This is a genomic window from Roseovarius spongiae (assembly GCF_003651245.1).
Taxonomy (GTDB): Bacteria; Pseudomonadota; Alphaproteobacteria; order Rhodobacterales; family Rhodobacteraceae; genus Roseovarius; species Roseovarius spongiae.
Window position 1 is genome coordinate 35,059 of the sequence record NZ_RAPE01000003.1, and the last position, 19,966, is coordinate 55,024.

At 67.5% G+C, this 19,966-nt stretch carries 19 protein-coding genes and 1 riboswitch; of the genes, 8 read left to right on the top strand and 11 right to left on the bottom strand.

Annotation, left to right across the window (positions count from 1 at the left end; translation table 11 throughout):
* Positions 1 to 29: 29 nt before the first annotated feature.
* Positions 30 to 135: riboswitch (TPP riboswitch) on the top strand.
* A gap of 168 nt (positions 136 to 303) precedes the next feature.
* The 3 genes from D6850_RS11405 to D6850_RS11415 are packed head-to-tail and all read left to right on the top strand — an operon-like array spanning position 304 to position 2,736.
* Complete coding sequence (locus tag D6850_RS11405; protein WP_121167021.1) at positions 304 to 1,251, top strand: ABC transporter substrate-binding protein; 948 nt, start codon at positions 304 to 306, stop codon at positions 1,249 to 1,251.
* A 1-nt stretch (position 1,252) separates the two neighbouring features.
* On the top strand, positions 1,253 to 1,984 hold the full coding sequence (locus tag D6850_RS11410) for an ABC transporter ATP-binding protein (RefSeq protein ID WP_425452383.1): 732 nt from the start codon (positions 1,253 to 1,255) through the stop codon (positions 1,982 to 1,984).
* The gene (locus D6850_RS11415) at positions 1,981 to 2,736 is read left to right on the top strand and encodes an ABC transporter permease (protein WP_121167023.1); all 756 of its coding nucleotides are present in this window, start codon (positions 1,981 to 1,983) and stop codon (positions 2,734 to 2,736) included. Before D6850_RS11410 ends, D6850_RS11415 begins: the two co-directional genes overlap by 4 nt.
* Positions 2,737 to 2,882: 146 nt before the next feature.
* On the opposite strand, the gene D6850_RS11420 is transcribed toward D6850_RS11415, so the two are convergent.
* From D6850_RS11420 to D6850_RS11450, 8 genes are all read right to left on the bottom strand, one after another.
* The gene (locus tag D6850_RS11420; protein ID WP_121167815.1) at positions 2,883 to 5,333 is read right to left on the bottom strand and encodes a GcvT family protein; all 2,451 of its coding nucleotides are present in this window, start codon (positions 5,331 to 5,333) and stop codon (positions 2,883 to 2,885) included.
* A 51-nt stretch (positions 5,334 to 5,384) separates the two neighbouring features.
* On the bottom strand, positions 5,385 to 6,281 hold the full coding sequence (locus D6850_RS11425) for a homocysteine S-methyltransferase family protein (RefSeq protein WP_121167025.1): 897 nt from the start codon (positions 6,279 to 6,281) through the stop codon (positions 5,385 to 5,387).
* Positions 6,278 to 8,722, bottom strand: coding sequence for a GcvT family protein (locus tag D6850_RS11430; protein ID WP_121167027.1), 2,445 nt, complete (start codon positions 8,720 to 8,722; stop codon positions 6,278 to 6,280). The genes D6850_RS11425 and D6850_RS11430 overlap by 4 nt, the downstream gene beginning before the upstream one ends.
* Positions 8,723 to 8,734: 12 nt before the next feature.
* The gene (locus D6850_RS11435) at positions 8,735 to 9,109 is read right to left on the bottom strand and encodes a GFA family protein (RefSeq protein ID WP_121167029.1); all 375 of its coding nucleotides are present in this window, start codon (positions 9,107 to 9,109) and stop codon (positions 8,735 to 8,737) included.
* Positions 9,110 to 9,113: 4 nt separating this feature from the next.
* Entirely contained in the window at positions 9,114 to 9,278 is a 165-nt protein-coding gene (locus D6850_RS19505; protein WP_166434056.1) for a hypothetical protein, read from the bottom strand.
* Positions 9,279 to 9,288: 10 nt separating this feature from the next.
* Positions 9,289 to 9,861 (bottom strand): helix-turn-helix domain-containing protein, encoded by a 573-nt coding sequence (locus D6850_RS11440; protein WP_121167817.1) that lies wholly within the window; start codon positions 9,859 to 9,861, stop codon positions 9,289 to 9,291.
* Between the two features lie 76 nt (positions 9,862 to 9,937).
* Entirely contained in the window at positions 9,938 to 10,402 is a 465-nt protein-coding gene (locus tag D6850_RS11445) for a GAF domain-containing protein (RefSeq protein ID WP_121167031.1), read from the bottom strand.
* 73 nt (positions 10,403 to 10,475) lie between these two features.
* Complete coding sequence (locus tag D6850_RS11450; RefSeq protein ID WP_121167033.1) at positions 10,476 to 11,648, bottom strand: thiolase family protein; 1,173 nt, start codon at positions 11,646 to 11,648, stop codon at positions 10,476 to 10,478.
* Positions 11,649 to 11,740: 92 nt separating this feature from the next.
* Between D6850_RS11450 and D6850_RS11455 the strand changes: the two genes are divergently transcribed.
* The 3 genes from D6850_RS11455 to D6850_RS11465 all read left to right on the top strand — a co-directional run bounded on the left by D6850_RS11455 (position 11,741) and on the right by D6850_RS11465 (position 14,507).
* A complete protein-coding gene (locus D6850_RS11455) occupies positions 11,741 to 12,076 on the top strand; it encodes an STAS domain-containing protein (protein WP_121167035.1) in 336 nt (111 codons plus the stop codon).
* Positions 12,077 to 12,108: 32 nt separating this feature from the next.
* On the top strand, positions 12,109 to 12,564 hold the full coding sequence (locus D6850_RS11460) for an ATP-binding protein (protein WP_166434057.1): 456 nt from the start codon (positions 12,109 to 12,111) through the stop codon (positions 12,562 to 12,564).
* 368 nt (positions 12,565 to 12,932) lie between these two features.
* A complete protein-coding gene (locus D6850_RS11465; RefSeq protein ID WP_121167039.1) occupies positions 12,933 to 14,507 on the top strand; it encodes a gamma-glutamyltransferase family protein in 1,575 nt (524 codons plus the stop codon).
* A gap of 41 nt (positions 14,508 to 14,548) precedes the next feature.
* Here D6850_RS11465 and hspQ read toward each other — a convergent pair whose 3' ends face one another.
* Complete coding sequence (gene hspQ / locus D6850_RS11470; protein ID WP_121167041.1) at positions 14,549 to 14,875, bottom strand: heat shock protein HspQ; 327 nt, start codon at positions 14,873 to 14,875, stop codon at positions 14,549 to 14,551.
* A gap of 239 nt (positions 14,876 to 15,114) precedes the next feature.
* Here hspQ and D6850_RS11475 point away from each other — a divergent pair, with 239 nt between their 5' ends.
* The gene (locus tag D6850_RS11475; RefSeq protein ID WP_121167043.1) at positions 15,115 to 15,717 is read left to right on the top strand and encodes a transglycosylase SLT domain-containing protein; all 603 of its coding nucleotides are present in this window, start codon (positions 15,115 to 15,117) and stop codon (positions 15,715 to 15,717) included.
* 21 nt (positions 15,718 to 15,738) lie between these two features.
* On the opposite strand, the gene D6850_RS11480 is transcribed toward D6850_RS11475, so the two are convergent.
* Positions 15,739 to 16,350, bottom strand: coding sequence for a LolA family protein (locus D6850_RS11480; protein WP_245964167.1), 612 nt, complete (start codon positions 16,348 to 16,350; stop codon positions 15,739 to 15,741).
* A 160-nt stretch (positions 16,351 to 16,510) separates the two neighbouring features.
* Between D6850_RS11480 and dps the strand changes: the two genes are divergently transcribed.
* Positions 16,511 to 16,990 carry a DNA starvation/stationary phase protection protein Dps gene (dps, locus tag D6850_RS11485; RefSeq protein ID WP_121167820.1) on the top strand — a complete coding sequence of 160 codons (480 nt, stop codon included), beginning with the start codon at positions 16,511 to 16,513 and terminating at the stop codon, positions 16,988 to 16,990.
* Between the two features lie 75 nt (positions 16,991 to 17,065).
* Here dps and D6850_RS11490 read toward each other — a convergent pair whose 3' ends face one another.
* A complete protein-coding gene (locus D6850_RS11490; protein WP_121167047.1) occupies positions 17,066 to 19,960 on the bottom strand; it encodes a DNA translocase FtsK in 2,895 nt (964 codons plus the stop codon).
* Positions 19,961 to 19,966 lie beyond the last annotated feature (6 nt).

The window sequence follows — 19,966 nt, forward strand, 5'->3', positions numbered from 1 at the left end:
GCCGCCGCGCCTGCGCGTTGCTAGATGTGCGGTATCCGTTGGGGTGCTCTCGATCCGGGGGCTGAGAGGCCGATGCGCCAACCCACCGAACCTGATCCGGGCAATGCCGGCGGAGGGAACGGAGCATGCAGGCCGCACCGCGCGGCCCTGCGCATTCCACCCATCGCCGCCGCCCTTAACGGAGACGACGATGCGCGTGAGCACATGCCATATCCGCCGCACCGCACCCCGCCGCGCAGCTTCGCCCGCCGGGACGCGCGACCGTCGTCCCACCCCTTCACGCCAACTTTCGGGAGACGTCCGATGAAGACCCCTGCCCTCGCCCTCGCCATCATCCTGGCCCTCGCTTCCGCCGCGCCCGCGCTCGCGCGGGACAAGCTGACGGTGATCCTCGACTGGTACGTGAACCCCAACCACGCCCCGCTGGTCATCGCCGAGGAGCGCGGCTTTTTCGCCGACCAGGATCTCGAGGTCGAGATCATCGCGCCCGCCGATCCCACCGCGCCGCCCAAGACCGTCGCCGCGGGCAAGGCCGACCTTGCGCTGTCCTACCAGCCGCAACTGCATCTCCAGGTGGCCGAGGGGCTGCCGCTGATCCGGGTGGGCACGCTGATCGCCAGCCCGCTCAACTGCCTGCTGACGCTGGCGGACGGACCCATCGAAACCGCCGCCGACCTCGAGGGCCGCAAGATCGGCTTTTCCGTCGCGGGGGTCGAGGAGGCGCTGCTCAAGGCGATCTTCGCGCGCCACGGATTCGGCCTTGGGGACGTCGAGCTCATCAACGTCAACTGGTCGCTCGCGCCCTCGGTGATGTCCGGGCAGGTCGACGCGGTGCTCGGCGCCTATCGCAACTTCGAACTGAACCAGATGGAGATCGAGGGCCGCCCGGGCCGCTGTTTCTATCTCGAGGAGGAAGGCGTGCCCCCCTATGACGAACTGATCTACGTCGCCAATTCCGAAACCCGCAACGACGACGCGATCCGCCGCTTCCTGCACGCAACCGAACTGGCGACGCAGTATATCGTCAACCACCCGGACGAAAGCTGGGACATCTTCCGCGCCACTTCGACCGAGCTCGACGACGCGCTCAATGCGCGCGCGTGGGTGGACACGATTCCGCGCTTCGCGCTGCGCCCCGCCGCACTCGACGCCGGGCGCTACTCGGGATTCGAGGAATTCCTCGCCGACGCCGGGCTGATCGACGCGATCCGGCCGGTCCCCGAGCTCGCCATCGACCTGGGCGCCAAGTAACGTGCCCGGCACGCCCGCCCCCGGCCTCATCTTCGACGGCGCGGCAAGCATCGGCGCGACGCAGGTGCTGCCGCGCATCCGGTTCGAGCTGCCCGCCGCGGAATGGACCTGCCTGCTTGGCCCCTCGGGGGTGGGCAAGACAACGCTGCTGCGGCTGATCGCCGGGGTCGCGGACGAGGCCACGCTCGACGGGACGATCGCCGCCAGCGACGGCGCGCCGCTTGCCGGGCGAATAGCGATGATGGCGCAGGACGCGCTGCTGCTGCCCTGGCTCAGCGTGGCGCAGAACGCCATGCTGGGCGACCGGCTGCGCGGCGCCGCTCCCGATCCCGCCCGCGCGGATAAGGTGCTCGCCGGCGTCGGCCTCGCGGCGCATGCGCAGAAACGCCCCGGCGCGCTCTCGGGCGGGCAGCGGCAACGCGCCGCGCTGGCCCGGACCCTGATGGAGGACAGGCCCGTGGTGCTGCTCGACGAACCTTTCTCGGCGCTCGACGCGCGCACCCGCGTGCAGATGCAGGAACTGACCGCCACGCGGCTGCGTGGCTGCACCGTGCTGATGGTCACCCACGATCCGGCCGAGGCCGCGCGGCTCGGCCAGCGCATTCTCATTCTCTCAGAAACCGGGCTGGCCGAACATCCCGCGCCGCCGGAGGCGCCGCCCCGCGCGGTGGACGGCGCGGACACGCTCGCGGCGCAGGGCGCGTTGCTCGCCCGCCTGCGGGGCGCGGCATGACCCGGCCGCTCGCCATCCTCGCGTCCTCGGTGGTGGCGCTGGCGCTCTGGCAGGCGGTGGTGACGCTGGGCGGGCTGCCGCCCTTCATCCTACCGGGTCCGCTGCGCGTGGCCGAAACGCTCTGGAGCAGCCGGGCGCTTATCGCCGAACACGCCTGGATCACGATCGCCGAGGTGCTGGCGGGCCTCGTCCTCGGCGCGGTCTTCGGCGGCGCGACGGCGATCGCGCTCGCCGCCTCTCCCGTCGCGCGCAACCTCGTGCGCCCGATGCTGGTCTTCGTGCAGGCGGTGCCGGTCTTCGCGCTGGCGCCGATCCTCACGCTCTGGTTCGGCTACGGCATGGGGTCCAAAATCGCGATGGCGCTGCTCATCATCTACTTCCCCGTGACCTCGGCCTTCTTCGACGCGCTGATGCGCACCCCGCAAGGCTGGCTCGACATTGCGCGGATCATGGGCGCGCGCCCGGCCAGCATCATGTGGCGCATCCGCGTGCCCGCCGCGCTTCCGGGCTTTGCCTCGGGGCTTCGGCTCGCCGCTGTCTATGCGCCGATCGGCGCGATCATCGGCGAATGGGTCGGCGCGTCACGCGGCCTCGGCTACCTGATGCTGCTGGCCAACGGGCGGGCCAAGACCGACCTGATGTTCGCGGCGCTCATCGTGCTCGCGCTCTTCACCGTGGCGCTGCACGCCGCCGTCGACCGCGCCTGCCGCGCCACGCTCGACCGGATGCGCGAGGGCGAGAACGGGGATTGAGTATTTTTGGAACATTGAAAGACCTGTTTCAATGTTCTCCAAATACTCGGCCCCGCCATCACCACCCGCGCACCGCCTGACCGGACGTATTGCGCCCGCCACACAGCCCGCCAAAGCAGCGCGCGGCGCAGCCGCGCTCGTTTGGATCACGCCTTGGTGCGCTCGGCCTTGGGATCGTACATCGGACGCATGCTCGCCTCGGCCTCAACGCGGACGCCGGCGACGTCGATCTCGTAGGACGAGGCCAGCAGTTCACTGACGCTCTCTCCCTTGCAGGGGACGTATCCCATACCGATCGCGCCGCCCAGGTGGTGGCCGTAGTTGCCGGAGCTCAGATAGCCCACGATCTCGCCGTCGCGCAGGATCGGTTCGTGGTGGTAGAGCAGCGGTTCGGGATCGGTGAGGCGGAACTGCACCATGCGGTTGTTCAGGCCTTCCTCCTTCTTGCGCAGCACCGCGTCGCGGCCGATGAAATCGGGCTTGGCTGTCTTGACGGCGAAACCCAGCCCCGCCTCGAGCACATGATCCTCGCAGGTGATGTCGTGACCGAAATGGCGGAAGCCCTTTTCGATGCGGCAGGAATCCATCATGTGCATCCCGCAGAGTTTCAGGTCCATGTCGCGTCCCGCTTCGATCAGCGTCTCGAAGGCATGGCCGGCCATGTCGGCGCTCACGTAGACCTCCCAGCCAAGCTCACCCACATAGGTCACGCGATGCACTCGGGCGAGGCCCATGCCCAGTTCGACCTCCTGCGCCGTGCCGAACGGATTGACGTCGTTCGAGAAATCGCCGGTGGAGACCCGTTGCAACAGCTTGCGCGCATTGGGCCCCATGACCGCCAGCACGCCCTCGCCCGCCGTCACGTCGGTGAAGACGACGTTGAAATCGCCCTTGTGGCGCATCATCCAGGTCTGGTCCGCCAGCCGCGTGGCCGAGGGGGTGACGACGAGATAGGCCGTCTCGGACAGGCGGGTGACGGTCACGTCGGCCTCGATCCCACCCATAGGGTTCAGGAACTGGGTATAGACGATCTTGCCCACCGGCACGGAATAATCGCCGCCGCCCACATGGTTCAGGAAGGCTTCGGCGTCCGGACCTTCGACGCGGATCTTGCCAAAGCTCGACATGTCGTACATGCCGACATTCTCGCGGATCGCGCGGTGTTCAGCGGCGGCGTTGTCGAACCAGTTCTGGCGCTTCCAGCTGTATTCGTATTCGGGCGCCTGGCCGTCATTCGCGAACCAGTTGGCGCGCTCCCACCCGGCGCCCTCACCCATGACCGCGCCGCGATCCAGCAGGTGCTGGTGAAACGGGCTGCGCCTTATGCCGCGCGCCGTGGTCTTCTGGCGGAAGGGGAAGTGATCGGCGTAGAGCAGGCCCAGCGCCTCGGTCGCGCGCTCGACAAGGTAGCTCCGGTTGTTCTGGAAGGGCTGCATCCGCGAGATGTCGACGTCGCCGACATCGAACGGCTTCTGCCCGTCCTCCATCCATTGGGCGAGCGCCATGCCCGCCCCGCCCGCCGACTGGATGCCGATGGAGTTGAACCCGGCGGCGACCCAGACATTGTCCATCTCGGGCGCGAGGCCGAGATGGTAGGCGTCGTCGGGGGTAAAGCTCTCGGGGCCGTTGAAGAAGGTATGTATCCCCGCCTCGGCCAGCATCGGCAGACGGTTGCAGGCGGCCTCGAGGATGGGTTCGAAATGGTCGAAATCCTCGGGAAGCTGGTCGAATTCGAAACTGTCGGGGATGCCGTCCATGCCCCAGGGTTTCGCGACCGGCTCGAACGCGCCGAGCATCATCTTGCCCGCGTCCTCCTTGTAGTAGGCGCACTCATCCGGGACGCGCAGGACCGGCAGCCGGTCGAGACCCTCGATCGGCTCGGTCACGATGTAGAAATGTTCGCAGGCCTGGAGCGGCACGTTGACGCCCGCCATGCGCCCCACCTCGCGGCCCCACATGCCGGCGCAGTTGACCACGTGGTCGCAGGCGATATGGCCGTTCTCATGGCCGTCGTCGCTGACCCAGTCGACGCCGGTGACGCGGCGGCCTTCGCAGGAAAGTCCGGTGACCTTGACCCGCTCCTGGATTTGCGCGCCGCGCTGGCGCGCGCCCTTGGCCAGCGCCAGCGCGATATTCGCCGGATCGCCCTGCCCGTCGGTCGGCAGCCAGACGCCCCCGGTGACGCCGTCGAGGTTGATATGTTCGTACTTTTCCTTGATCTCGGTCGGCGACAATTCCTCGGCCGGGACGCCGAAGGCGCGGGCCATCGCGGCCGAGCGCATCAGTTCCTCCAGCCGCTCCGAGGTGAGCGCGACCGATACCGACCCGCCCTGGCGCAGCCCCGTGGCGACGCCGGTTTCTTCTTCCAGCTTCGCGTAGAGCTCCGCGGTGTAGCGCGCGAGCTTGGTCATGTTGGAACTGGCGCGCAACTGCCCGATGAGGCCGGCGGCGTGCCATGTCGTGCCCGAAGTGAGCTGCTTGCGCTCAAGCAGGACGATGTCGCTCCAGCCGAGTTTCGCCAGGTGATAGGCGACGGAGCAGCCGATGACGCCGCCGCCGATGATGACCACGCGGGCCTGTGTAGGAAGGTTTGTCATTTTGTCGCCCTCGTCGGAATTTTGAGTATTTTCAGAAAGATGAAGGTGCAATTACACGATCTCATGACCTGCCTTGTGCAATTGCGTCGCCAGTTCGGCGATGTGATCGGGGCCGACCTCGCAGCAGCCCCCGACGATGGTGGCGCCCTGGCCGACCCAGCCCATCGCGAAGTCCGCGTAGGCCGCCGGGTCCAGATCGCTGCGCTGTTCCAGCGCGTCGACCGTGGGCGCGTCCTTGAGGAACGCCTCGCTGATGCGGGTGAAACCGTTGGCGTAGGCGCCGAACGGGCGGCCCATGTCCTTGAGGATGTCAAGCCCCGCCGCCACCGCCTCGGGGCGCGAGCAATTGATCAGAACCGCGGCCGGGTCATGCCGGTCGAGGATCGGGGCGAGATCGCCCAAGGGTTCGCCCGAACGCAGGCGCGCGCCGTCGTCGTCATCGACGCTGACGGCGAGCCAGACGGGTTTGCCCGCCTCCGCGCAACCCGCCAGCGCGCCGTTCGCCTGCGCAACGGAAGAGGCCGTTTCGACGATAAACAGGTCCACGCGCGGCGCCATCAGCGCCACGAGTTCTGCGAAGAGCGGCGCGGCCTCTTCCTCGGGCGGAGAAATGTCGGGGCGGTAGGACGCCCCGAGCGGGCCGAGAGCGCCGGCGATGCGCCCGGCCCCCGCCTTGTCGCGCGCGCGCTCGGCCTCTGACAGCGCGCGGTCGATGAGCGCGGGCAGCTCGTCCTCGAGCGCGACGCGCGCCAGCCGGTCGCGATGCAGCGCGTAGGTGTTGGCGGTGGCGATGGTGGCGCCGACGCGGAAGTAATCGGCATGGACGTCGCCCACGACGCCGGGTTTCTCCATCATCGCCCGCGTCGACCAGAGCGGCGTCGCCCGGTCGCCGCAGCGTTTGACGATTTCCTGCCCGACCGAACCGTCGAGAAGCGTGATATCGGTCATGCGCGCAGCCTTTCGTTTTGCGGATCCCAGAGCGGACCCTCGGGCTGGACCACGGCCCTGCGCCGCGTGCCGTAGATATCGACTTCAAGCTCAGTGCCCGGTTCGGCCAGGTCGGGGCGCAGCATCGCCAGCGCGACGGAGGCGCCGACGCGATACCCCCAGGCGCCGCTGGTGGTTTCGCCCACGACTTCGCCCTCATGCAGGACCGAGGACATGTAAGGCGCGTCGGCCTCGCCCGCGTCGACGATGAGCATGGCGAAACATTTGGCGCTGCCCTGCTGCTTCTCGTTGAGAAGCGCCGCCTTGCCGGGGAAATCCTGCGGCTTGTCGAGCTTCACGAACCGGTCAAGCCCGGCTTCGAGCAGCGAGTAATCGGTCGAGAGATCGCCCTTCCAGGCGCGGTAGCCCTTCTCGATGCGCAGGGAATTGAGCGCATACATGCCGAAGGGTTTGGCCCCCGCGTCGAGGATCGCGCCATAGATGGCGGGCATGTCCTCGTTGGCGGCGTGCACCTCCCAGCCGAGCTCGCCGGCAAAGCTGACGCGGATCAAGAACGCCTTCTTGCCCGCGACGGTGCAGTGCTGATGGCTGAGCCAGGGCAGCGACAGGTCGCCATCGGTGAGCGGGCCGAGAACGTCGCGCGATTTCGGCCCCGTCACGATCAGCGCGCTGCGCTCGGTCGTGGTCTCGTTGACGGTAACGCCCTCGGGGACGGAGCCGCGGATCATCTCGCCGTCATGCCACTGAGCCGACGCGGCGGTGATGAGCACGAAACTGTCCTCGGCCAGCCGGATGCAGCTGAGTTCGGTCAGCGTGCGGCCGCGGCTGTCAGCGACATAGACGAGGTTCATGCGCCCCACCTTGGGCAAACCACCGGCGACGAAGCCGCGCAGCCAGTCATCCGCGCCCGCGCCCGACACCCAGAAGCGCGAGAAGCCAGGCAGGTCGAGCACGCCGCAGCCGTCGCGCACGGCCTCGCATTCCTCGCGGATGCGCGGTTCCCACGGGCCGGCGCGGTTCCAGGTCTGGGTCGCCTCCTCGGAGGTGTCGTCGCCGGGTTTCGCGAACCAGTTGGCGCGCTCCCAGCCGTTATAGGCTCCCATGACGCCGCCCAGTTCGCGGACTTTGGCATCATTCGGGCCGCGCTTCTTGTCCCGCCCGGCGGGCCATTCGTGATGCGGGAAATGCATCGCGTACTCGTGGCCGTAGACCTCCTTGGCCTTGGCGAGGCAGTAGTCGGCATCGGTGTAATCGGTGTAGCGGCGCGGATCGGTCGCCCACATGTCCCATTCGGTCTCGCCATGCATGATCCATTCGGCGGCCACCTTGCCGGCGCCGCCGCCCTGGGTGATGCCGAAGGTGAAGACGCAGGCCTCGAACGCGTTCTCGACGCCCGGCATGGGGCCGATCAGCGGCAGGCCGTCGGGCGCGTAGGGGATGGGGCCGTTGATGACGCGGTTGACCCCGCCTTCGCCCAGGATCGGCACGCGGGCGACCGCGTCCTCGATATACCATTCCAGCCGTTCAAGATCGTCCGGATAGAGCTGGAAGCTGAAATCCTCGGGCATGGGATCGTCGGGCGTCACCCAATGGGCGCGGCAGTTGCGCTCATAAGGGCCGAGATTGAGGCCGTTCTTGTCCTGGCGGAGGTAGTAGGAGCTGTCGACGTCGCGCAGCAGCGGCACCTTGTGGCCCTGCTCGGCGGTCCATTTCTTCAGCGCGGGGATTTCCTCGGTCAAGAAATACTGGTGAGACATGGCGACCATCGGCACGGTACGCCCACCGAAGGGCTTGAACCATTCGCCGACGCGCTGTGCGTAGTAACCGGCGGCGTTGACCACCTTTTCGCAGCGGATGTCGCCCTTGGGCGTGTGCACGATCCATTCGCCGTTCTCGCGGCTCACGCCGGTCGCGGGACAGAAGCGTTCGATGCGCGCGCCCGCCATCCGCGCGCCCTTGGCCAGCGCCTGAGTGAGCTGCGCCGGGTCAATGTCGCCATCCGCCGGATCCCAGAGGCCGCCGGCGAGGTCGTGGGTCTCGATGAAAGGATAGCGGTCCTTGATGTCCTTGAGGTCCATCATCTCGAGCGACAGGCCCTGGTGGCGGCCCATCGCGCGGGCGCGGGCGAATTCCTGCATCCGCTCCTTGCTGTGGCCCAGCCGGATGGAACCGGTGACGTGGTAGTTCATCGGGTAGTCGACCTCGGCCTCGAGACGCGAGTAGAGGTCGAGCGAATAGCGCTGCATGTTCATCACCGCCCAGGAGGTCGAGAAGCTGGGACAGTTGCCGGCGGCGTGCCAGGTGGAGCCTGCCGTCAGTTCGTTCTTCTCCAGCAGGACGCTGTCGGTCCAGCCACCCTTCGCGAGGTGGTAGAGCGTCGAGGCGCCGACGACGCCGCCGCCGATGACGACGACGCGGGCGGTGGTGGGGAAATCAGACATGGGTTGGCTCCGTTACTGATCGTGTTGGGGCAGGCCGTCTTCGATGGCGTAGTAGTCGCCCTTGTCGGCGGTGAAGATGTGTTTTTCGAGCGTGACGCCGGTGGGCCCGTCGAGCGCGCCAAGAGCGAAGCTGATGGTGTCTTCGTCATGGGCGGCCCAGAAGAGGAAGCTGCCGCAGGTCGGGCAGAAGCCGCGTTTGGCTGCGCCGCTCGCCTCAAACCAGCGCACGTCGCCCTCGATCACGAGCGCGTCGCGCGGGACGTGGGCCGAGGCCCAGAGATGCCCCGACTGGCGCCGGCACTGGCCGCAATGGCAGACGCTGGCGCCGTCTGGCGTGGCGTCGGTGTGAAAGCGGACCGCGCCGCACAGGCAGTGTCCTCGTGTCATGTTCTTATCCTCCCTGGGCAAGTGTCATAGCGATCAGCCGCCCCTCTGCCCTTGCGGGCGTCTTCGCGACGATCCGGCCGGAGCCGGCCAGACAGTCCGCGATCGCACCCGGCGTGGTCGCGAACGCCGCCCGGGAAAGCGTGCAGATCGGCCATGCGTCGAAGCTCATCGGCGCCCCCTCAATAGACCGGCGGTGCGATCACCCAGATCACCACCGCCGGGGCGTCATGGGGATTGCTCCACTCGAACGGCTCCCCCCGGATCCGGAAACTGTCGCCGGGGCCGAGCGTGAAGGACTGGCCGGCGATCACCAGGTCGAGCCGCCCGGAAACCACATAGCCGACCTCCTGCGTCGGGCGTTCGATCACCTCGCCGCGGCGGCTGTGGGGCGCGAAGGTGGAGTGGACCACCTCGAAATCGTCGGTGAGATCGGGCGAGAGCAGTTCCTCGACCAGCCCGGCGGCGTCCGAGCCGATGCGCCGCCGCGCGCCGCGCCGCACGACATGGCCGGCCTCCTCGGCCGGAACCGCCGCATGGCCGAAAAGCAACGAGACCGGCGCGTCGAGCGCCGATGCGATCCGCCGCAGATCAATGACCGAAGGGTTCGAGAGGTCGCGCTCGACCTGGCTCAGCCAGCCCACCGAGCGCCCCAGCCGCGCGCCCAGATCCGCCAGCGTGACCCCGCGCGCCTTGCGCAGCGCCCGAAGGTCGGCCCCGAGAGAGCGCATCCGGTTCGGATCGCTTTGGTGCATCGCGGCTCCATCCATGAAAAACCTAGCGTGATTTTCACGGTGGCCCGATTCTATGAAATTTCCAAGCCTTTTTTCATCACGCCGCGGACGAGCGGGCGAATGTCGCGGCGATGAGGCCGCCGAGTCCCTCCGCATCGGCGTCCGAAAACGCCGCCGGCCGGTCGCTGTCGATGTCGAGCACCGCGATCAGCCGTCCCGCGCCGTCGCGCACCGGCAGCACGATCTCCGAACGGGTGCTGCTGGCGCAGGCGATATGGCCGGCGAAGGCGTCGACATCGTCGACCATCTGCACCTTGCCCGTGCGCGCCGCCGCGCCGCAGACGCCCCGTGAGAAGGGAATGCTCAGGCAGCCGTGCCCGCCCTGGTAGGGACCGATGGTCAGCATCTCCGGCGCGGTCACGCGGTAGAAACCGGTCCAGTCAAACCGTTCATCCGCGTGGTGCAACTCGCAGACCATCGTGGCCATGAGCGCGATTTCGTCATCCACGCCCTCGGTGAGAGCGGCGAGGGTCTTGGCAAGTGTCGGGTAATCAATCTGCATGGCGTGTGTCCGGTTGGTGCAGGGCCGGGGTTTCACCCCCGCGCGCCCAGGGATATTTTGAGCAGGAAGAAGGTCAGGCGCGCTCGATCGCGATGGCGGTTCCTTCGCCGCCGCCGATGCAGATCGCGGCGACGCCGCGTCTGAGGTCGCGTTTTTCCAGCGCGTTGAGCAGCGTCACCATGATCCGCGCGCCGCTGGCGCCGATCGGATGGCCCAGCGCGCAGGCGCCGCCGTTGACGTTCATGCGCTCGCGCGGCACGTCCATCTCCTGCATGAAAGCCATCGGGACCACGGCGAAGGCTTCGTTCACCTCCCAGAGGTCGACGTCATCGACGCTCCAGCCGAGGCGCTTGAGCAACTTCTGCGCCGCCGGCACCGGGGCCGTGGTGAACCAGCCCGGCGCCTGGGCGTGGCCAGCATGGCCGAGAATGCGCGCGCGCACGGCAAGACCGTCGCGTTCCGCCGCCTCGCGCGAGGCGAGCAGCAGCGCTGCGGCGCCGTCCGAGATCGAGGAGGCGTTGGCCGCGGTGACGGTGCCGTCCTTGCGGAAGGCGGGTTTCAGTTGCGGGATCTTCTCGGGGCGGGCCTTGCCGGGTTGCTCGTCCTCGGCGATCGTGACCTCGCCCTTGCGGGTGGCCACGGCGACCGGGACGATCTCGTCGGCGAAGGCGCCATTCGATTGCGCCGCAAGCGCGTTCTCGAGCGAGCGGATGGCGTAGGCGTCCTGCGCCTCGCGGGTGAACTGATACTTCTGCGCGCAGTCCTCGGCGAAAGCGCCCATGAGGCGGCCCTTGTCATAAGCGTCCTCGAGTCCGTCGAGGAACATGTGATCGATCACCTCGCCGTGGCCGATGCGCGCGCCGCCGCGCATCTTGGGCAGCAGGTAGGGCGCGTTCGACATGCTCTCCATGCCGCCGGCGATCAGCGTCTCGGCGTGGCCCAGCGCGATGCGGTCCCAGGCGATCATCGCCGCCTTCATGCCCGATCCGCACATCTTGTTGAGCGTGGTGGCGGGGACGTCCTCGCCCAGCCCGGCCTTGAACGCGGCCTGGCGCGCGGGGGCCTGGCCCTGCCCGGCGGGCAGCACGCAACCCATCAGCACCTCTTCGGCCGCAGCGGCGCCCGCGCCGTCAAGTGCCGCGCGAATCGCCGCGCCGCCCAGCTGCGCGGCGGCGACGCCGTCGAAATCCCCCTGGAAACCGCCCATCGGCGTGCGGGCGGCGCCCGCGATCACGACCTCTTTCATCGCCCTGTCCTCCTGGTCTGTCCGGCGGATACCGGATGGTAACGATTACGGTCTAGCGTGATTTGCGCCCAGACGTAACACCGGAGACATGCATGGAACTCTCGCGCCGCCGATCCGGCCCTCACGCGATCGTCACCGTCAACGCGCCGCGCATCGACGCCTCGGCCGCGATCCGCTTCAAGGACGCGATGCGCGAAATCGCCGCCGGGGACGATCATATCATCCTCGACCTCAGACAGGTCAGGTTCATCGATTCCAGCGGGCTTGGCGCGATCGTCGCCGCGCTCAAGCATCTGGGCCCGGGCAAGCGGATGGACCTCGCCGCGCTGACGCCGGACGTGGACAAGGTGTTTCGCCTGACGCGGATGGACACGATCTTTGTCATTCATGAGGATCCGGAGGCGGCGATGAAACGCGCATCCGGGTGATACGCGATGTCGCGCGGCCCAATGCGTCACCGTTGCGGCGCTTGCACGGCGGGCGCGCCGTGATCGGGGCCGATCACCTTGAAACGCTGACCGCCGATGGGGGCGCCATCCGCGCCTGCCTTGCCCGAATCCGGGGCTTCCTGCTCCGTAGCGACCTTGCGCCGGAGACGTGCGGAACGATCGAGATCGTGCTTGCCGAAGTGCTGAACAACCTCGCGGAACATGCCTATCCGGCCAATGCGCCGGGACCCGTGCATGTCACGCTCTCACGCGAGGCGTCGCTCATGCATGTGACGATCCGCGATCACGGCGCGCCCCTGCCCGGTCTCTGCTTGCCAAAGGGCGCCGCCCCCGTGCTCGACGTCGCCCGCACGGAACTGCCCGAGGGCGGGTTCGGCTGGTTCTTGATTCGCACGCTCGCCCATGATCTGGAGTATCGCCGCGAGGGCGAGGAGAACCGCCTGTCATTCGTCATCCTCTGCGCGTGAGGGGCTGCACCCGGGAAGCGCCAGATGGGCGAATCACGGGCGACACCGGAAAGACGCCCCGCGCGAAACCGGGGGCGGCGGCGGCGCTACACCGCCCTTGCGCCGGATGGATTGAAGTCAGCCGATCACCATGCGCGAGATGCCCCAAATATGCCCCGATCTCTACGTATTGACGCCAGAGTGGGACGTCATAACCCATCCCGTAGCTGCATATAGCTTCCCTCGGCGTCGCGTTTAACAGCCCCCACCCAGTGCGCGGCGTCGAGGTCTCCCTCCTCCCCCCGAGAGAACATCCCGCGAAATTGGCAATTCCGATCCGCGCGAAAACGCATTACCCTACCCGCGCAATCACGGCAGAGGCAGTCCCCATGCGCGATCTCCACCTTCCCGGGCGCTCGCCCGTCCTTGCGCTCAACGGCATGTGCGCCACGTCGCACCCGCTCGCCGCGCAGGTCGCGGTCGACATGCTCGCGCGCGGCGGCAACGCGATGGACGCGGCAATCGCGGGCGCGGTTCTGCTGGGCATATGCGAGCCCCAAATGACCGGGATCGGCGGCGATTGCTTCGTGCTCTGGAACGCGCCGGGCTCGGCGGAGGTGCGTGGCTATAACGGCTCGGGCCGCGCGCCCTCCGCTGCCGACGCCGGGGCGCTGCGCCGCGCGGGCCACGCTGCCGTGCCGCTCGGCAGCGCCGCGGCGGTCACCATCCCCGGTGCGGTCGAGGCGTTCTGCACGCTGAGCGCGCAACACGGCCGGCTCGGCCTTGACGCGCTGCTCGCCCCCGCGATCCGCTATGCCGAGGAAGGTGTGCCGCTGGCCGCGCGGGTGATCGACGACTGGCCGCGCTCAGGCCCGACGTTGCGGGGCCACGCCATCCGCCACTACATGCCTAACGGCACGCCGCGTGCGGGTTCGATCTTTCGCGCGCCGGGCCAGGCCGAGGCGCTGCGCCGCATCGCCCGCAACGGCGCCTCCGCCTTCTACGAGGGCGAGGTGGCCGAAGACATGCTCGCCGCGCTCGCCGAGGCGGGCGGCGTCCACAGGGCGGAGGATTTCGCCGGACATCGCGGAACGCCTACGACGCCGCTCTCGGGCGAATATAGCGGGGTGGAGCTGGTCGAACATCCGCCCAACGGCCAGGGCGCGACGGCGATCCTGATGCTGAACATCCTGTCGCATTTCGACGTCGCGGCGCTGGACCCGCTCGGAGCGGAACGCGTGCATCTCGAGGCGGAGGCGGCGAAACTGGCCTATGACGCGCGCAATCGCCTGATCGCCGATCCAGACCACGCCGCGCGCGGCGCGCGGATGCTGTCACCCGAACTGGCGGCCGATCTCGCCGCGCTGATCGACCCGAATCGCGTGATCGCGGCCGCGCCGCCGCTCACCGAGGCGCTGCACCGCGACACGGTCTACATCACCGTGGTGGACCGCGACCGCATGGCGGTATCGCTGATCTACTCGATCTTCCACGGTTTCGGCGCCGGGATCGCATCCGAGAAATTCGGGATCCTGCTGCAAAATCGCGGCGCGGGCTTTACGCTCGAGCCGGGTCACCCCAACGAGATGGGCGGCGGCAAGCGCCCGATGCACACGATCATCCCCGGCATGCTGCGCGAGGACGGGCGCATCAAGATGCCGTTCGGCGTGATGGGCGGATCCTACCAGCCGACCGGGCATGCGCGTTTCGTGTCAAACCTGCGCGATTTCGGCATGGACCCGCAAACCGCCATCGACGCGCCGCGCGCCTATGCCTGCGACGGCAAGCTCAGGCTCGAGCGCGGCTATGCGCCGGAGGTGCGCCGCGCGCTCGTCGATTTGGGGCACGACGTCGTCACGCCGGATGAACCGATCGGCGGCGCGCAGGCGATTTTGATCCGCGCGGATGGCGTGCTCGAAGGCGGATCGGACCCGCGCAAGGACGGGTGCGCGCTGGGATACTGAGAACGCGGCGCGTAGGGTGGGTTTTCAACCCACCGCCCGGCTCAGTTCAGTTGGAAATGCAGCGGGTAATGCCCGTCCTCGAAATCGCCGAAGAGGTCGGGAATGTCGGGATGCTCGACCGGCTGGCCCGAGTAATCCGCGACCAGGTTCTGCTCGCTCACATAGGCGACGTAGTAGCTCTGCTCGTTCTCGGCCAGCAGGTGATAGAACGGCTGATCCTTGACCGGGCGGCTCTCCTCGGGGATCGAGGAATACCATTCGTCGGTGTTCGAGAACTCGGGGTCGACGTCGAACACCACGCCCCGGAACGGGTGCTTCTTGTGGCGGACGACCTGGCCCAAATGGTATTTCGCGTGCGTTTTAAGCATAGTAGTGCAGCCCCTAACCTCCGACTCTAAAGGTTTCAAGGGGGCATTGTCCAATCTTCAACGCGAATCGCCGGGAAACAGTCTGTGAACCTCCTAGTGACAGTTCCCGGACCGAAGGCGCCTGCCTTTCGTTCGCGCGCGGTCCGCGGTCGGCTGCCTAAATGGAAATTTCATCATTTGCGAACGCACGCCGATCCGCTACACTACCCGGAAAAAAGAAGAGCGAGAGGCAGAGTCAGATGAGCAGACAGCTTCGCGCCGCGCTATTGCTATTGCTGATCGCGGCCTGTGGCCGTGGCGGCAGCTATGGCTCGTCCCCGAGCACGATGGACGACGCCTGTGCAATCCTGCGCGAGCGCCCGAATTACAAACGCGCCTTCCGCGCGGTCGAACGCCGCTACGGCGTGCCGATGCATGTGCAGATGGCCACCATATATCAGGAGAGCAAGTTCGTCAGCGACGCGCGCACGCCGTTCCGCTACACGCTGGGAATCATCCCCATGGGGCGGCAAAGCTCGGCCTTCGGCTACAGCCAGGCGCTTGACGGGACCTGGGACGAGTATGTTCAGGACACCCGTAGCCGCCGTGCGAGGCGCGACAACATCAACGATGCGACCGATTTCATGGGCTGGTACATGGCCGAAAGCAACCAGCGCCTCGGCATTCCGCTTTCGGACGCGCGGCGGCAATACCTTGCCTATCACGAGGGGCGCACGGGCTATGCCCGCGGCAGCTATCGCAACAAGGCGTGGCTGATGCGCGTGGCCCAGACCGTCGAGGACCGCGCCGCCACCTACGAGGTGCAACTGCGTCGCTGCGGCGGCCGGCGCGGGCTTTTCTGACGCGGCCCGCTCCGGTACGCTTTAGCGGTCGATCGGGCGGGCCGTATTGAGGCCGGGGATGACGAAACGGTCGTCCTTGATGCGCATGCCGGTGCGCAGGTCGCCCAGCACCACGGTGGTGCGGCTGCCCGCGTCGTCGTTCACCACCCACTGGCGCAGCTGGATCGGGTTGCCGGTGAAGACCAGCTCGATATTGCCGTATTCGGGGTGTTCGGGGTCCTGCGCGCGCACGGTCGTCGTCTTGCCGTCGCTGGAATGGCCGGTGACCATCCGCGCGCGGGTCAGGTCGACATTGCGCGCGAGGATGATCGACAGCGGCGTGCGATGTAGCGGATAGGCCTGCGTGCCCTGGTTCGACTTGGGATCGACGATCCCCACCGTGTCCCCGTTCGACACCACAAGCGTCTCTTCCGGCGGGTCGTATTCGAAACGCACGCGCCCGGGGCGCTTGATCAGGATGCGCCCGGTGCTGATCGTGCCGTCATCGTTGATCTGGGTGAACTCGCCCGTCGCGGTCTTGAGAGAATTGAGATAGCCCGACAACGCGCCGAGCGACAGTTTCTCGGCCGCCGCGGGCAGCGCGAGAACGACGCTTGCGGCGATCGCTCCGGCGATAAGGATGAGATGGCGCAACTTGTGTGCTCCCTGTGCATGAAGGATCGGGAACAGACATAGGGAATGCGGCGTTGATATGGAATAACAGGCCGCGGAAATTTGCTTGCGCATCGTCTTTTGGCAAAAGTTCGATGTCGGGCGGCGTCCGCTTGCCAGCATGTCACGAAAGGAGCTCAAGATGCCCGAAGCATTCGTGTCCGGATTGGACGACCAGACCCGCCACAAGATGATCGATCTTCTCAACGCGCGGCTCGCCGACACCGTCGCGCTGACGCTTGCGGTGAAGCAGGCGCACTGGAATCTCAAGGGGCCGGGGTATATCGGCGTGCACGAACTGCTGGACGAGGTCGCGGACCGGCTGCGCGAAGGGGCTGACCTCATGGCGGAACGCGCCGTGATCCTCGGTGGTCACGCCAAGGGCACGGTCGAGGAAGCGGCGGAGAAAAGCACGCTGGCCCCCTACCCGCTCGAGATGACGCCGCTGGAGAACCACGTCGCGGCGCTCAAGGAACGGTTTCTCGCCGTGGGCGAAGCGCTGCGCAAGGCGATTGACGAAGCCAGCGAGGCAGGCGACGCGGATACCGAAGACCTTTTCACCGAGGTGAGCCGCGCCGTCGACAAGGATGCGTGGTTCATCGGATCAAACGCCGAGGTCTGACAGAATTACGACAGCACCGCGCCGTCCCCTCGGGTGGGATGGCGCGGTCCGGTCGGCCGCGCAGGGCAAGAGGCCCTACTGCTCGGGCACCAGGATCTCGCGCTTGCCGACATGGTTGGCCGCGCTCACGAGCCCTTCTTCCTCCATCTGCTCGACCAACCGGGCGGCCTTGTTATAGCCGATGGCCAGCTTGCGCTGGATGTAGGAGGTGCTGACCTTGCGGTCGGTGATGGCGATCTGCACCGCCTGGTCGTAAAGCGCGTCCTCGCCATCGGTGTTCCCGCCAAGCCCCAGCACCGCGTCGACGTTGCTGGCCTTTTCTTCATCGGGCCCGTCCACGACGCCGCTGAGATACTCGGGCGGGCCGTAGGCCTTGAGGTCATTGACCACCTCCTCGACCTCTTCGTCGCTGACGAACGGCCCGTGGCAGCGGGTGATCTTGGCGCCGCCGGCCATGTAGAGCATGTCGCCCATGCCCAGAAGCTGCTCGGCACCCATTTCGCCGAGGATGGTGCGGCTGTCGATCTTCGACGTCACCTGGAAGCTGATCCGCGTCGGGAAGTTCGCCTTGATCGTCCCGGTGATGACGTCGACCGAGGGACGCTGCGTGGCCATGATGAGGTGGATGCCCGAGGCCCGCGCCATCTGCGCGAGGCGCTGGATGCAGGCCTCGATCTCCTTGCCGGCGACCATCATCAGGTCGGCCATCTCGTCGACGATGACGACGATATAGGGCATCTTCTCGGGCGCGAATTCCTCGGTCTCGAAGACCGGTTCGCCGGTGTCGTCGTCGAACCCGGTCTGCACCGTGCGGCTGAACATCTCGTTTTTTGAGAGCGCGTCGGCCACGCGGGAATTGTAGCCGTCGATGTTGCGCACGCCCATCTTGGACATCTTGCGATAGCGTTCCTCCATCTCGGCCACCACCCATTTCAGCGCGACGACCGCCTTCTTGGGGTCCGTCACCACGGGGCTGAGCAGATGGGGGATGCCGTCATAGACGCTGAGTTCCAGCATCTTGGGGTCGATCATGATCATCCGGCATTCGTCCGGCCTGAGCTTGTAGAGCAGGCTGAGGATCATCGTGTTGATCGCCACCGACTTGCCCGATCCGGTGGTCCCCGCGATCAGCAGATGCGGCATCTTGGCGAGGTTCGCGACGATCGGATCGCCCCCGATATCCTTGCCGAGCGCGAGCGGCAGCTTGTGGTTGCCGTCTCCGAAGTCGCGGGTCGACAGGATCTCGCGCAGGCTGACCATCTCGCGGTTGTCGTTGGGCAGTTCGATTCCGATCACGGTGCGCCCCGGCACGGTGCTGACCCGCGCCGACAGGGCCGACATGGAGCGCGCGATATCGTCCGACAGGCCGATCACGCGGCTCGCCTTGAGGCCGGGGGCGGGCTCCAGCTCGTACATGGTGACGACGGGACCGGGGCGCACGCTCACGATGTCGCCCTTGACGCCGTAATCGTCCAGAACGGTTTCCAGCATGCGCGCGTTTTCCTCGAGCGCCTCATCGCTCAGATGATAGCGCTGGATGTTGTCGGGGCTCGACAACAGGCTGAGCGGCGGCAGTTCGAATTCGGTCGCGCTTTGCTCGAATTGCAGCTTGGGCTGCGCCTCGGCCTTGGCGCGGGTGCTGGGCGAGGGGGTTTTGCGGGGCGTGTGCTGCACGACCTTGCGCGGCTCCGGCACGGGGATTCGCATCTCTTGATCGACGTGATCCGGGTGGGCGTCCTCGATCAGATCGTCCTCGGCGTTGTGTTCGAAGGCCATTTCGGGCTGTGAGGCGTTTGCCGGCGGCGCCGTCAGCGGCGGCTCCGGCGGTAGGGCGACGCCGGCAGAGGTCAGCGGCGGCTCCGGGCGCAGCCCGACGGCCGGGCGCGACGTATCGAGCACGAGCGGCGTCGGCCCGCGCCCGCGCCCCTTGGTCAGGGGGGCCACCGATTCGACCTGCACGCTGGTCTTCTGACGCACGCGGGACTTGATCACGTCGTTGATCTTCTCGCGGATGCGGTCCTCGCCGGGCATCTCGCGGGCCGCGCTCAGCGCCTGCGGCTCTACCAGTTCGGGTTCGGGCAGCGGATCGGGCTTGCGGATGAGCGACGGCATCCGCGCCAGCAGACCGCCGGTTTTCTCCTGCGGTTCGGCCTGCAAGGGCGGCTCGGCATGGGGTTCGTCGATGACCGCGCCATTGCCGCGCCGCATGCGCGGAGCGACGATCGCCACCTTGCCGGGCCGGTGGGTTTCGGGTTCCGCGGCGGCGGCCTCCGCCCGGCGCTCACGACGCGCGCGCATGGCGTCGCGCGCCCCGCCCGCGCCGCGCCCCATCAGCGCGATCAGCGCCGAATAGCTCATGATCAGGCCGACCAGCAGGAAGCGTCCGGCGCGCGTCAGCTCGAGCCGCGTGAACCCGAGGATGAACGCCCCGAGCACGAGCATCCCCGCCCCCAGCGCGAACGACACGAGCCTCAGTCCCGCCGCCGCGCCGATCGGCAGCACGCCCAGAACCGCGCCCAGCACGGTGTCGCCGAAGATCCCGCCCAGGCCGAAGCTGTGCGTTGCGTACCATTCCGCCCCCGGCGTCAGCGACGCGGCATAGAGCGACAGCACTGCGATCCAGATCGGCGCGAAGATCACCCGCCCAAGCGCGCGCTCCTGCCCGCGATGCAGCACGAAGCGCACGCCCCAGGCGGCAAGCACCACCGCCACGCCCCAGGCGCCCCAGCCCACGACCATGAAGAGCGTCGCGGCGATGGTCGCCCCGGTCTGGCCCAGCCAGTTATGCACCGGCGCGTCCACCGCCGACAGCCACGATGGATCGTCCGGGCTGTAGGAGGCGAACATCATCGCCGCGATCACGGCGAGGCCCAGCAGGCCGAGGCCCAGCAGTTCCTTGCCGCGTTTCTCGATCGCCTGCGCCATGTTGCTGTCCAGCAGCGGGTCGCGTCCTCGTGCCTGGTATGCCATCTCGTC